This window comes from Paenibacillus macerans (assembly GCF_900454495.1).
GTDB classification, from domain to species: Bacteria; Bacillota; Bacilli; order Paenibacillales; family Paenibacillaceae; genus Fontibacillus; species Fontibacillus macerans.
This window is the reverse complement of sequence record NZ_UGSI01000001.1, coordinates 3,413,679-3,427,035: the sequence shown is the minus strand read 5'-3', so window position 1 is coordinate 3,427,035 and position 13,357 is coordinate 3,413,679. Positions and strand designations below refer to the sequence as shown.

Sequence of the window (13,357 nt, the reverse complement as noted above, 5' to 3'; positions counted from 1 at the left end):
CCATGTCAGATATGCTGCAGGTTGCGAAGAAAGAAATCAAGGTTGGACTGCGAAACCCGTGGGCTTACTCATTTTTAGCTTTATTCTCGGTGTTTAGCCTTTGTTTGCTGCTGGTAAATTCGCAAAATGAGATTAGCGGGTATTCCGGGGTAACCGGCTCGATGTTAAGTTTAATATTGTACTTGCTCCCATTGATGGCGCTTTTTCTAGGGTCGTTTTCATTAACCGCAGAAAAAGAAGAAGGCAGTTGGCAGCTGTTATCGACATTTCCTTTGGGAACCATCCCGTTTCTGCTTGGGAAATACTTTGGTTTATCCATCGTCGTGTTAACCATTATTTCATTTGGCTATGGCTTAATGGGCCTAATCACCGCGCTTTTTGGGATCGTTTTTGAAGTAAATACGTATGTGCTCTTTTTTCTGTTTTCGTGCGGGCTGGTGCTGCTTTTTTTGACGCTGGCGTTATTGATCGGGTCATTGTCCAAAAATCGCTGGCAGGCCATGACCATTTCGGTGATGATCTGGTTTTTTGCGGTGATTGGCTGGCCGACGATATTAATCGCTGTCCTTGGATTCCTGCCGTATTTATGGATAAAACCGCTGCTCGTGTTTCTGACGTTTTTAAACCCGGCGGAATTTGTCAGGCTGTTTGTGGTGATTAAGCTTGGAGGCGGTTCCGTGCTCGGGCCGGAATATTACCAATGGGTAAGCTGGATTCAACGTCCTGGCGGCAGTCTTATGTTTGTGGTCTTGCTTGTGGTTTGGCTGGTCATCTCCTTGACGGTTGTCTGCTGGATTTGGGAAAGGGGGAGACGGCGTGGCTGAAGCTTTTGTGATAGCCGAGAGTGTAAACAAAACGATCAAAGGGCAAAGGATCGTCCGGGATGTTTCTTTCCGGCTTCAACCTGGCAGTATCGTCGGATTATGCGGCGGCAACGGGGCGGGAAAAAGTACGGTGCTGCGTATGGTCGCGGGGATCCTTCAACCCACCTCGGGAGAAATTTACGTCAACCGGCTGCAGTGGAAACAAGACAGAAAGAAATTCGCCGGACAGATAAGTTATATGCCGGATGATTTTCAGTTCCCGCAGGGAATGACGGCGGAAGAAATATTAGCTTTTTGGGCTGCATTGCGCAAGGTGCCCGGGCAAAGAGTGCAGGAAGTATTAAGCCTTGTTGGATTGGCAGAAAAGAAAAACAAACTGGTCAGCACCTTTTCAAAAGGGATGCGGCAGCGCGTTCTTTTTGCCCAGGCGATGCTGTCGAAACCTCCTTTGGTCATCATGGATGAGCCGACCAATGGCCTGGATCCTTACTGGATGAAACAGTTTGTAAGCCTGGTGAAAGCCGTAAAGCTCAAAGGCCAAACGGTTCTCTTCTCAACCCACCAATTGGATATTGCCGAAGAGTTGGCGGACTACGTCATCTTTCTGAACTCGGGACGCATTTGCGGCGAAGGCTCCGTGCGGCATTTTCGTGAGATATACGGCTCTTTTCCGCTCCATAAAGCTTTTCAGCATAGTTTGGATGCGGATGCGCCGCAGGGCGGGATAGAGGATGAATAGGACGTTAACCTATTTGATCGTATTTTTATGCGCCGGTGCCGTACTTTGGGTTGCCCTGTCCAATCGTCATAGCAGCGAGGCTCATCAGGGCCATGAGAAACTGAGTATCGGCAGCGCCGCTCCCGTATTCCAGGCGGTAAGTACTTACGGAGAGAAGCTGTCGCTTGACGAGTATCGCGGCAAAGTTATCGTACTTAATTTTTGGGCGTCCTGGTGCGGACCTTGCGTTAAGGAAATGCCGCTCATTCATCGTATTTCCCGAAACAACGCCCCGGATGCCGTAACCTTGTTTGTGAATGTGGGGGAGTCCAAAGGGACCGTAAATGAATTTTTGTCCGATCATCAATTGGATTTCCCCGTCATCATCGACGCAACCGGCAAAATATCGGGATTGTACAAGGTTACAGCCTTGCCGACTACATATGTGATCGATCAAGCGGGGAACATCGCCCACCCGATCATCGGGGAAATCAGCAGCGAGGAGCAGCTTCAAACTTATATAGATTCCGTCAATTAAACGTACAGCGCGGCTCCCGAGATTCTCGGGGCCGCGTTTTTTGCCTTAAAGCTTTTGTTGTCTCCGAAAAAGTGTTGAATTGTATAAATAAGTAAAACCAGATGCCGCTAAAACAAATTCATTTCCTGCAATGGAAAAAATAAACTAAACCCGCATCCTTATCGTGATTTTTTGTTTGACAGATATGGAGCTGAGGTTCATAATACTATTCATACTAAATTAATGGGAATTATAAGTTAAGGAGGGGGCAGCTGTGTTAAAGTACAAAGCGTCTTTAAAGAAATCATTAGGGTTAGGCTTGTCGGCCATTTTATTATTGGTATGGGTCGCCGGATGCTCCGGAGCTAAAAATGCTGCGGATCAAAATAATGGAGCACAGCAAAACACCAATCAAAGCGCGGATCAAAGCGCAAATTCGAAAGAGCCCGCGGCGGGAGGAACCTTCGTCTATGGACGGCCTGCATCGGTCACCTCCTTTGATCTGCATAATCAGATAACGGCGAACAATGCTTTTGCCATTGACAAAGTATTCGAACCCTTGGTTTCGTTCGATAGCAACGGCAAAATTATCGATTGGCTGGCAAAGTCCCATAACGTTAGTGATGATGGATTGACCTATACGTTTGTGCTGCGCGACGGCTTGAAATTCTCCAACGGTACGGACGTAACGGCGGAGGATGCTGTATTTTCGCTGAACCGGCATTTGGAGGTTGGCGGTCCGCTTGCGATCGCGGCCAAGGTGGATTCCGTTAAAGCGCAGGATGACCGCACGCTGGTTATTACGCTTAAGGAGCCGTACACCCCGTTTATTTCGGAGCTGTCCAATTTCTCCAACGGGATCATTCCGAACAATTTCGGCGGGGTTTCCGAGGAAGAATTTTTCAAAAAACCGATAGGCACGGGACCGTTCGTTGTTGAAAAGTGGGATCCGGCAGGCGATGTAACCTTTACGAAAAATCCCTACTATTGGCAGGAAGGGAAGCCTTATATTGATAAGCTTGTCTACAAGCTGATTCAAGATGACAGTCAGGCGATCAACCAGCTTAAGGCCGGGGAAGTGGAAGCGATCGAGTCCCTGGCGCTGCAAAATGCCAATGAAATCAAGCAAGGCCCCGACACCACCGTATTAACCAATGGCAGCTGGGTGACGGAGCAGCTGTTCTTCAACACGCTGGATGAGCATTTTTCCGATGTCCACGTTCGCCGCGCATTGGCTTTGGCCCTTGATCGGGATGGTTTGACCAATGCGCTTACTTTCGGATATGCGAAACGCGCGGATTCCTTGCTGCCGACGGCGATTCCCTATAACGCCAACGATACGATCAAACCGCTGAATTTCGATTTAGCAGCCGCCAAGGCGGAGCTGGCCAAATCGGCTTTCCCTAACGGTTTCACAACCAAACTCCTGGTGGCGTCAGGCAATAGCACAAGAGCGCAGGAAGCGCAAATTATCCAGGCGGCCGGCAAGGAAATCGGGATTAACATCGAGATTGAATCCATTGAGTTGGCGACCTTCCGCGAGCGGTTTTTCGCTTATGATTTCTCGGCCATGCTGAACAGCGGGCAAGCCGATTCGCCCGACGCGAATTCGATTATTGCCTTCCAAACCGATCCGGAGGGCTTCAGCAAATCCTACTGGACGCATTACACAAACGATGAAGTAACCAAGCTTCTGCATGAAGGCCAAACAACGCCGGATGGCGAAGGCCGGGCCGGAGTTTACTCCAAACTGCTGCAAACGCTGGCGGATGAAGTACCGTATATTCCGCTTTATTATCCGGATATTCTGAAAGGCGTCCGTTCTTCCGTGGAAGGCCTCGTGGTTTTGCCTAATGGGAGCCTCCGCTTTGAAGATGTGCGTATCCAGAAATGATGAAGCGGAGCAAAACGTTGAATCCGGCGGCGGGCGCCCCGTCCTCGTACAGGTGGCTGGGGGCGGCTGTCGTAAGAGCCATCGCCGTGATCTTCTGTGTGATGACCGCCGTTTTTTTTCTGATCAGAATCGTGCCCGGGGACCCGGCGAAAATGATCCTGGGAGAGTACAGTACGCCTGAGGCCATCGAGAGCATGCATCATGCTCTCGGGCTGGACCTCCCCTTGTGGGAACAGTTCGCCCGGTTTGTGAAGACGCTCTTCACCCAAGGAGACACCGGCAATTCCATCATTGCCGGCACTCCTACAAGGGAGCTGATTGCCGAGCGGGCGCCGATTACTTTGCTTCTGATCGGGCTGGCTTGTTTTGCGGCGATCGTGATCGCCCTTTTGCTGGCCGTACTTGCCGCTACGCAGAAGGATAAACTGCCGGATCATTTGATCCGTATTTTTCCTACCGTAACCTTGGGTATGCCAATCTTTTGGGTTGGCTTACTTTTGATTCTGGCTTTCAGCGTTCGGCTGGGCTGGTTCCCGGTAGGCGGGGTGCGCGAAGGCTGGATCGGGACATTTCACAGCCTTGCGCTCCCGGCGATTACGGTCGCGTTTTCGCAGATCCCCACCCTCGTCCGGTCGTTAAGAGTGCAGATGCTTGAAGTGCTGGAAGCGGATTTTGTCGTCACCTTGAAAGCCGCGGGAATACCAAGCAGAGTCGTTTTGTTCAAGCATGTGGTGCGGAATGCGGCCCTGCCGACGCTGATGCTGCTTGGCGTAAATATTTCGTATCTGATCGGCGGCACGCTGGTCGTGGAGCAGGTGTTCGGCATCAAGGGGATCGGCAGCCTGTTGTTCACTTCCATTTCCAATCGGGATTTCCCGGTCATTCAAGGCATCGCGCTTTATTGTGCGATCGGTGTCGTGATGATCAGTCTTCTGGTTGAAATCATCTCCTGGTGGCTTGATCCCAGAACGAAAGGAAAACAATGAGACCTATAACCATAAACCCCGACTTGCAGGAAGGCGGTAAAAGAGCGGGCGTCTTCGGCCGGATCCGGCGTACTCCTTCGCTTCTGGCGGGAAGTGTGATGCTGGCGGTGCTTGCCCTGCTGGCGGTGTTCATTCCGTTTATTAGTCCCTATGATCCATCCGGGCAAAATTTGAGCGATTTTTTGCAGCCCCCGTCGGCCGAGCATTGGCTGGGAACGGACCAATTGGGCCGCGATTTGTTTACGAGGCTGATTTATGCGGCGCGGACGGATTTGACCATTATGGTGCTGGCTGAAATCATTCCGTTTTGCACCGGTGTCTTTCTCGGCATGGTCGCGGGGTATTACGGAAAATGGGTGGATACCGTCATTTCGCTGATTACCGATACATTTATCGCTTTTCCGTTCTATTTGATGGTGATTATCGTCGCTTTTGCCAGCGGTGCCGGCCAGCGCGGAATTTATATCACCTTTATCCTGGTCGGCTGGATTGTATTCGCCCGGGTGACCAGGGGGTTGACCGCTTCGTTTCGCCGGCAGGAATGGGTAGCGTCCGCGCAAACCTTGGGCCTGCCCGGTGTAAAAATCATTTTGCGTCATATCTTGCCCAATGTGCTCCCTCAAGCGATCGTCGTCCTCATGACGGATATGGTGGGGCTGCTTGTTGCCATTGTGACGCTCGGGTATCTGGGCATCGGCATCACCCCGCCAACCCCGGATTGGGGGACGATGATTTCCGACGGCCAGCCGTTCATCACCACAGCCTGGTGGCTCTCGGCGGTTCCGGGCCTTGCGGTAGTGTATACGGGAATCGCACTGTCTCTTGTGGGAGATGGATTGGCCGACATATGGAGGAAAAAATAATGTCAACAACTCCAATCCTTGAAATAGAGTCATTGTCCCTGGCGTCCAAAACAAACCCCAAATTGGTCGATAACGTCAGCTTTTCGTTGAACAAAGGAGAAACGTTGGGGCTGGTAGGGGAATCAGGCTCCGGAAAATCGCTTACGCTCCGCGCGATTCTGGGACTGCTTCCGCGCGGTGTCGAGCAGGCCGGCGGGGTCATTAAGCGCGAGGCCGGAAGCGCGATGGTTTTTCAGGACCCCAGAGGGGCGCTGGACCCGCTTTGTCCGGTTGTACAGCAGCTGACGGAAGTCGTGTATTACCGGCAGCGATTGAGCCGCAAAGCTTCCCGCAGAGCAGCGCTGGAGCTGCTTGAAATGCTGGGTCTGCCGGATTCCTTGAAGAAATCCGACCGCTATCCGAGCCAGCTGTCGGGCGGCCAGTGTCAACGCGTCGTCATCGCCATCGCCCTGGCGTGCAAACCGGGGATTCTGCTCTGTGACGAGCCTACAACGGCGCTCGACGTAACCGTGCAGCGGCAAATCATCGAAACGATTTCGGCTTTGCAGCAGGAGCTGGGTTTTGCCATGGTGTTTGTTACGCATAATTTGGCCATTGCGGCGGCGTTGTGCTCCAAGCTGTGCGTCATGAAGGAAGGAAAAATTGTGGAGCAGGGAGAGGCGCGTAATCTTTTGCAAAACCCTCAAGATCCTTATACTCGAATGCTGATGGACTCGGTGCTTCCTGTACCTGAGCTTGAAGGGAGCGTTTAAAGATGGAGTCAGCCCTGCAAGTCAAAAATATCAAGGTGCGTTACGGCGGATTTACGGCGCTGGACGGCATCGATCTGCATGTGCCGATGCATACCACGCTTGGGCTTGTCGGAGAGTCGGGCTCGGGAAAATCCACGCTGGCGCGGGTGATTGCCGGGCTCATTGTGCCTGACGAGGGGCAGATTGTGCTGGAGTCGGAGCCTTTGAAGAAAAAGAGGAGCCGCGAGCAGCGCAAAAAGATCCAGATGATCTTTCAGAATCCCGATGCGTCGCTGAATCCCAAGCATTCGATCCGGCAGATTTTGTCCGAGGCGTTATTGTTTCATCGGATTGTGGACCGCGCTCAAGTCGAGCAACGCTGCAAGGAGCTGCTGGCCCGCGTGCACATTGCCGACAGTGCCTTGGACCGGTTTCCCCATGAATTCTCCGGGGGCCAGCGGCAGCGGATCGCCATTGCCCGCGCATTAAGCGTGGAACCAAGCATTTTGATCGCGGATGAACCGACGAGCGCTTTGGATGTTTCCGTCCAACGGAGCGTGCTGGACCTCTTTAACGCGCTTAAGGCCGAGCTTGACCTTACGATGCTGTTCATTTCCCATGATTTAGGGGTTATTCATGAAATCAGCGATACGGTGGCGGTAATGAAACAGGGAAGGCTGGTGGAGATCAATGCCAAGGAGCGGTTTTTCGCCAGTCCTGAAACGGCGTATAGCCGCGAGCTGTTGTCCGCTGTTCCGAGAATGCCGAAACTAAATACCACAGGAGGTTTGCCTGAGCATGAGCCGAGAACCTAAAGGATACGTACCGCTTTCACGCTCCGAGTATGACACGCTTAAACATCAGCTTTCCAAATTGCTGTTTACAGAGCACGCTCCGGTCATCATCCCCGGGGAGGCGATCCTGGGCATTGAGGCGGTGGCCGCCGGGATCTCCGCGCCCGGCCGGACGATTTTGAATGTCGTGACCGGTCCCTATGGAAGCTTGTTCGGAAAGTGGCTGGAACGCGGCGGGGCCACGGTCGCCCAAGTTGCCGTCCCCTTTGATGAGGTCATTACTGCCGAAGCGATATTGGCGGCGATTAAAAAGCATAAGCCGTGCGCGCTCTCTTTTGTGCAGGCTGAAGTAGTGACGGGCGGATCCAATCCGGCTCGTGAAATATTGAAAATCGCGCGCGACTTCGATCTCATCACGGTGATGGATTCCGTGTCGGCGGTGGGAGGAGAAGCCCTGCCGGTGGATGAATGGGGCGTGGATTTCGCAGCTATTGGCGCGCAAAAAGCGTTGGCCGGTCCGAATGGCGTCAGCGCCGTAAGCGTTTCGCTGCGCGGCTGGGAGTTCCTTGAATCGAACCCGCATGCCCCGCGCAATTCGATCCTGTCCCTGCTGGATTTGAAGCCGGACGGGAATGGTACGGCACCGGTGCGGGTTCCGCCCAACATTCCGGCTTTGGAAGCTAGAGCTTTGATCTCCGCCTTGACGCTTGTGGAAGAGGAGGGATTGGAGCGGGTGATCCGGCGTCATGAATTGGCCGCAGCCTCCGCGATTGCGGGAATAAGAGCCCTGGGGCTTGTGCCTTGGCAGAAGGACAGCCGGTTTTATTCCACGCTAACGACAACGGTGCGGATTTCCGGGAAACCGGGTTTGCTGATCGATCAGCCTGTGGGCATCGTCGCTCCCGGAGATGGGGAATTGTTTGGGCAACTGCTGCGGATCAACCATTTTGGAGCGAACGCCTGCCGGCCAAGCGTAGAAGAGGCTGTCAGGACGCTCGCCCGGTTGTTAAGCCAAGAGCCGGAACACGCCATCGCGGCCGTTTCGCAGGTTTGGGGGGATGAAGTTGATCGATAAAAGCTCCCGCCACCAACCGCAAATCTTGAATCAAGTCCATATAGCAGGGATTGCCGGTAAACGTTTTGATATTACAATCCAGGACGGCCGCTTTGCCTCGATCGTCGAAACCGGCCCGCATCGTGCCGAGGCGGAGTCCCCGGGCCAGGATCTATGGATAAGCCCCGGGGTCATCGATTTGCACACCCATCTGGCCTGGACCGATTTTGACCATGCCGATCAATTGAAGCGAGACCCGCATGAGATTGAAGTGATGCAAGCGGAGGCTTTTGCAGCCACCCTTCGCACCGGGGTGACGACAGCGAGGGATGCCGGCGGCATCCGGCCCGGCACCGTACGGCATATCGTGCAGCACTATGGCCATCCTTTAAGGGTGCACGCCTGCAGCGATATGCTTGGGGCCGCCGATGCCCGCCGCGGCCTGGGGCACCTGGAGCTGCGGCTGCAGCAGATTTTTGACACCGGCGCGGGCTGGATTAAAATTATGGCCACGGGCGGCCTTGGAGCGCCAACGGAAAAGGTGCTCGATCCGACTTTTTCGGAAGAAGAATTCGCCTCCATCGTTCGCCATGCGCATGCTCATCACAAAAAAGTTTTGGTTCATACCTGGGGTGGAGTGACCATAGACTGGTCTATTGCTGCGGGGGTGGAATCTATAGAGCACGGTATGTTTTTGACGGAGGATCAGGCCGGCCGGCTTGCCGCGTCCGGCGTTGCCTTTGTCCCCACGACATCGATCTACCGCATTGCCGCCGACCCCAAAGGTGTGTTGGCTTTGAACCAGGCGATCTGCGACCGGGCAGCCCGGGCGGCCGAAGCCCATCCCAAGGCGATCGCATACGCCCAAAGGGCGGGAGTCCGGATCGGTTTCGGAACGGATTACGCCACCCCTCTGCTTCACGGACACAATCTTCAGGAATTGGATACTTTGATGGATTACGGATTGTCTTGGTCAGATGCGTGGCAGGCCGCCACAACAACCGCCGCCGATATTCTCGGCAGCGGCCGCGAATTGGGAAGGATCGCGGAAGGTTACCTGGCGGATGCGATCCTCTTCAACGCCGATCCTTATCAGGCGCGGAATGCGGAGCAACTGCGGAAGAGCATTGTTTCCGTAATAACCGGCGCCGCTTAACTGCAGCTTCCCGGTCTGGACGAGCGGTGGCCCGGGATTAACGGGGCATAAAAGGGCTCAACCTAAAAATCGGGGCTTGAAGACGGGCTATCGGAACAAAAGACCGCCAGAGCAATTTCCCTGGCGGTTCGCATTACCGGTTTTTTAATTTTTCGACTTCCATTTCGAGATCGGCGATCCGATGGTTAAGGAACCGGACATCCCCCCGAAGTTCGGACTCGTTTTCGTCCAGCTTTTGCTCAATCCGGACCAGATCGCCGTGCATATGATTCACGTCCAGGCATAACGCTTCAAGCTTGGCGTCGGTTTCTTCCTGCCGGTCGCGAATCGCGCTAGTGATTAGCCGCAGTTCTTCTTGTCCTGTCTTCAGCAGTTGGATTTCATCCTTCACTGAACGAATGTCATCCTTTACCGGCTGTTAGGACTCGTTTATGACGAATTGTAGCATTTCTTTTAGCTCCGCGTTGCTCATTGTACAAAACTCCTCATCGTGTTCCTCATCGGCGAGGGAGTTGCTTAATAACCCAATTATACTTTTCCGTCGGCCCTTTGAAAATAAAATTAGGACAAAACTTCACATTTTTCGCAAGAAATTGAACCGAAGCGAGGGACGATGAACATAAATTAAGTCTTAAGAGTGGCTCAAAACCGAGATCGGTGCTTGACAAAATAAATTATGATAGCGTTCGTGTCTTGGTATCCCTGCCTGCTGCTTTGCACGATTATCCCTCTTGTTCAGGGGGAGAGGGGGGGCGGTAATCATATCACGGCCCAATCATTTTTCCCGGTGTCTTGCCTCCAAATCCTCCCGTCAGCTCTGCTCCACTTCTCCTAAACCTCCTTCTGACAAACCTGCCTAACGATCTCGGAACATGTACGCTTCTCCAAACCTATTTTCTTCTCTTAAATTTATCTTCCTCTCTGCTACCGGATCAAACGGGATAATCGTGCAAAGCGTCCGGAAAGCGGATATTGATCTGCCGATATTTATTGTCATGATCGGTTACCGGCCCTCCCTGTCAAGCGCTGATTATTAGGTTGAGCCTTAAGAGTTATATCAAACTAGCTAACCTCGGACCTTCTTAATCTTTAGATAGTATGCGTACAGCCGGAAAATGCTGTCCTAGTCATTACCATTAGCAAATTAATAAAAGGCTTTTTTAGCGAATTGGCAACATTCTCCTCACTTCATACGTTATATAAATTGATGACTCACATTTAGCACAGGAGGGAATTTAAGGAGTATGAAGAAATGGAAATCAATCGCAGCAACCGCCGCAGCACTGTCGCTTATGTTTACCGCGGTCCCGATCCACGCCGAGGAACAGCTGTCCCAATCGGTGGAGCAAAACGGGCAAACCGCGCCGAACATCGATCAGGCCGTCTCGGATAAACTTACGGATGCGCTGAACAAGCTGGCTCCGAATTCGAAAATTACGTTTACCAGCGTAGACGAAAATCTTTGGGTCTTTGAGGGGACGCTGAGCGGGAAGACCGACGCAACTTTCAGCCAACTCTACAACCCCGAGAAAAACCGGGTGGAGTCCACGTCGATTATTTATAAGGCCGACGATATGGATAAAGTGATGGACAAAACTTTGAGTTCTCGTGTAACGTCCTTTCTGAAAACTTTTGACACCGACAAAAAATTCAAACCCGAAGCGCTCTGGCGGTCCTACTCCCCGTACCAAGAGGATAAACAGCTGCGCAATTACTGGGTATTTTTCGGCAATGCCCAAAACCTGTACATCGACTTGGACAATAACAATGCCATTAAAGCAAGTATTTCCTATTCTTTGAAGAGCGCCAATGCGAAGTCGAACAACAAAGCTTCCCGCGCCCTGAAAGCGTTGGGGATCAGCTCCACCAAACCTTTCAACTTCGTCACTCGCGAGAAGGAAGGGGATAAGAAGTTCATATGGAATTATCAGGACGACAACGACTTTAACCATGTTCTGATCGGGGCGAAGACCGGCAAAGTTTGGGAGGTTCTGAATATCACGGGAGAGGACTGGAACGATGAGAAGGATTTTGCCAAATCGTTTGCCAAACCGAAGCTGAGCAAGGCTAAAGCCCTGTCCGTGGCCAAACCGGCGGTTCAATCCATCTTTTCGATCAATCTGAAAGGCTACTCGGTAACGATCAAAGCTAACGAATATACGTTCACCAAAAAAGGAGCCCCCACGCTGGTCGGCAAAATCAACAAAAAAGGCAAATTTTATTCGTGGCAGCAAATCCCGGCGAACGGCGTTATGTCCTAAGCGGAATATTCGCGGCAAAGATTTAAAAACCGTCCGACTTCATCATCGGACGGTTTTTTGCGGTTGCGATTTTATACTCTAATATCCAAATGTTTGCCCAGGTTGGGATCCAGCTGGCTTTGCTCCAACATTTTCACCAGGTTCTGGCCTTGGATTTCGGCCTGGTTTTTGGCCATGCTCAGCACTTGGATGCCGACGGCTTGGGACAGTTTGGCTTGGCTCATAGCGGTTGACGCTGCTGCGATATCCATGTTCTCACCTCCTACCCGGTTTTATCGGCATCTATAAATCAATCGATTAGCTTTGGAATTGGCCATTTATAATTTAAGAGGAAGTTCAAAAAGTCATCTTTTGATCACGAAGCAGGTCAAGAAGCGGATTCGACATCGAATCTTGAATTCAGCCGGGCCTTCCGGTGCTCACGTACCCAAAACGTACGCTCCGCTCCTCAGTCCCTAGCTTCATCCAACCTTCTTGGTGCTGAAAAGCCGACTTTTTGAACACGTAATTTAAGGTAATTTTCAGCTTTCTGTAAGGTTCCTTTAAGCAAGGAATGATATATTTTAAATACTCCCTCTTCTTAATTGATATATATGAAGAAGCCGTCCCGAATAGGGGCGGCTTCTTCTTTTGCGGATCATGTTTATTTCAAATCTTCAATCGAATTGATATCGACGTAGCTTGGAACGACAAGCCCCGTTTTCACACCCGTCATGTTCGGGCCCAGGTCTTCCAACTGATCGCCGTACTTATCCCAGTAGTCCGCGTGGGTCAACGGCAGCCAAGCGGCCGCGGTCGCATCCACGTCGCCACCGGCAACCCCGGTCCACATCGGGCCAGCTTCGACCTGCAGCGCTTCTACCTTATAGCCAAGCTTGTTCTCAAGGATGTATTTCAGCAAATTCGTGCTGGAGATTTCCGAATCCCAAGCGACATAACTCAATTTGAGCTTATCGCCGTTCACCGGCGTCAAGCCCTGGGTCCAACCGTTCACGCGGTCCTCGTGGCTGTCCGCCCAAGCTTTGGCCGCTTCGGCCGGGTCCTGGCCGTCCTGGATCGCCGTCATCATTTCGCCCATTTCGTCCGAAGTCCATTCGAAACGGTCCAGGAATTCATAGGCGGTCGGCTGATCCTCTTTCAGGCCTTTGCGCGCCAGGGTGTGAATTTCTTCGGCTTCCCCGTACACTTTTTGCGGATCATCCAAATATTTCAGATCGTATTTGGCAAACATCCAGTGGGGCGTCCAGCCCGTAATGATAATCGGTTTTTCGGCTTTAACCGCTTTGTCCAGCATCGCGGTCATCGCCGCGCCGGAGCCTTCGATCAGCTTCCAATCGCTAAGTCCGTATTGTTCGATTGCGCTGGCCGTCGCTTTCATGATGCCCGCGCCGGGATCGATGCCGATGATTTCGTAGTTCACTTGTTTGCCGATGGAGCCGGCCGCCGCGTTTCCGCCGGCATTGCTTCCGGCACTGGTGCCGCCCGTTTGACCGCAGGCGGACAGCAGCAGCGTTCCGGCCAATCCTACCAGCATCATCAGGTTCCTCGTTTTTTTCATC

General features: G+C 52.4%; 14 protein-coding genes. 11 read left to right on the top strand and 3 right to left on the bottom strand.

Annotated elements, in window-relative coordinates; translation table 11 throughout:
* Positions 1 to 2: 2 nt before the first annotated feature.
* The 10 genes from DYE26_RS15505 (at position 3) to DYE26_RS15460 (ending at position 9,537) form a co-directional block, all read left to right on the top strand.
* Entirely contained in the window at positions 3 to 824 is an 822-nt protein-coding gene (locus DYE26_RS15505) for an ABC transporter permease (protein ID WP_036625233.1), read from the top strand.
* Positions 817 to 1,563, top strand: coding sequence for an ABC transporter ATP-binding protein (locus DYE26_RS15500; protein WP_051985657.1), 747 nt, complete (start codon positions 817 to 819; stop codon positions 1,561 to 1,563). Before DYE26_RS15505 ends, DYE26_RS15500 begins: the two co-directional genes overlap by 8 nt.
* Complete coding sequence (locus DYE26_RS15495) at positions 1,556 to 2,080, top strand: TlpA family protein disulfide reductase (protein ID WP_036625231.1); 525 nt, start codon at positions 1,556 to 1,558, stop codon at positions 2,078 to 2,080. The genes DYE26_RS15500 and DYE26_RS15495 overlap by 8 nt, the downstream gene beginning before the upstream one ends.
* 253 nt (positions 2,081 to 2,333) lie before the next feature.
* Complete coding sequence (locus DYE26_RS15490) at positions 2,334 to 3,953, top strand: ABC transporter substrate-binding protein (RefSeq protein WP_036625229.1); 1,620 nt, start codon at positions 2,334 to 2,336, stop codon at positions 3,951 to 3,953.
* The gene (locus DYE26_RS15485; protein ID WP_221928475.1) at positions 3,950 to 4,939 is read left to right on the top strand and encodes an ABC transporter permease; all 990 of its coding nucleotides are present in this window, start codon (positions 3,950 to 3,952) and stop codon (positions 4,937 to 4,939) included. Before DYE26_RS15490 ends, DYE26_RS15485 begins: the two co-directional genes overlap by 4 nt.
* Positions 4,936 to 5,802 carry an ABC transporter permease gene (locus DYE26_RS15480; RefSeq protein WP_082207900.1) on the top strand — a complete coding sequence of 289 codons (867 nt, stop codon included), beginning with the start codon at positions 4,936 to 4,938 and terminating at the stop codon, positions 5,800 to 5,802. The genes DYE26_RS15485 and DYE26_RS15480 overlap by 4 nt, the downstream gene beginning before the upstream one ends.
* Positions 5,802 to 6,554, top strand: coding sequence for an ABC transporter ATP-binding protein (locus DYE26_RS15475; protein WP_051985656.1), 753 nt, complete (start codon positions 5,802 to 5,804; stop codon positions 6,552 to 6,554). The genes DYE26_RS15480 and DYE26_RS15475 overlap by 1 nt, the downstream gene beginning before the upstream one ends.
* Positions 6,555 to 6,556: 2 nt before the next feature.
* The gene (locus tag DYE26_RS15470) at positions 6,557 to 7,348 is read left to right on the top strand and encodes an ABC transporter ATP-binding protein (RefSeq protein ID WP_036625227.1); all 792 of its coding nucleotides are present in this window, start codon (positions 6,557 to 6,559) and stop codon (positions 7,346 to 7,348) included.
* Entirely contained in the window at positions 7,332 to 8,402 is a 1,071-nt protein-coding gene (locus DYE26_RS15465; RefSeq protein WP_036625225.1) for an aminotransferase class V-fold PLP-dependent enzyme, read from the top strand. Before DYE26_RS15470 ends, DYE26_RS15465 begins: the two co-directional genes overlap by 17 nt.
* Positions 8,392 to 9,537 (top strand): amidohydrolase family protein, encoded by a 1,146-nt coding sequence (locus tag DYE26_RS15460; protein WP_051985655.1) that lies wholly within the window; start codon positions 8,392 to 8,394, stop codon positions 9,535 to 9,537. The genes DYE26_RS15465 and DYE26_RS15460 overlap by 11 nt, the downstream gene beginning before the upstream one ends.
* Before the next feature lie 133 nt (positions 9,538 to 9,670).
* Here the strand turns inward: DYE26_RS15460 and DYE26_RS15455 are convergent, their stop codons facing one another.
* Complete coding sequence (locus DYE26_RS15455) at positions 9,671 to 9,928, bottom strand: hypothetical protein (protein WP_051985654.1); 258 nt, start codon at positions 9,926 to 9,928, stop codon at positions 9,671 to 9,673.
* Positions 9,929 to 10,781: 853 nt separating this feature from the next.
* Here DYE26_RS15455 and DYE26_RS15450 point away from each other — a divergent pair.
* Positions 10,782 to 11,798, top strand: coding sequence for a hypothetical protein (locus tag DYE26_RS15450; protein WP_036625223.1), 1,017 nt, complete (start codon positions 10,782 to 10,784; stop codon positions 11,796 to 11,798).
* Between the two features lie 71 nt (positions 11,799 to 11,869).
* Here DYE26_RS15450 and DYE26_RS15445 read toward each other — a convergent pair whose 3' ends face one another.
* Both DYE26_RS15445 and DYE26_RS15440 read right to left on the bottom strand, forming a co-directional pair.
* A complete protein-coding gene (locus DYE26_RS15445) occupies positions 11,870 to 12,049 on the bottom strand; it encodes a YjfB family protein (RefSeq protein WP_036625221.1) in 180 nt (59 codons plus the stop codon).
* Between the two features lie 392 nt (positions 12,050 to 12,441).
* Positions 12,442 to 13,356 (bottom strand): glycine betaine ABC transporter substrate-binding protein, encoded by a 915-nt coding sequence (locus DYE26_RS15440; RefSeq protein WP_036625219.1) that lies wholly within the window; start codon positions 13,354 to 13,356, stop codon positions 12,442 to 12,444.
* Position 13,357 lies beyond the last annotated feature (1 nt).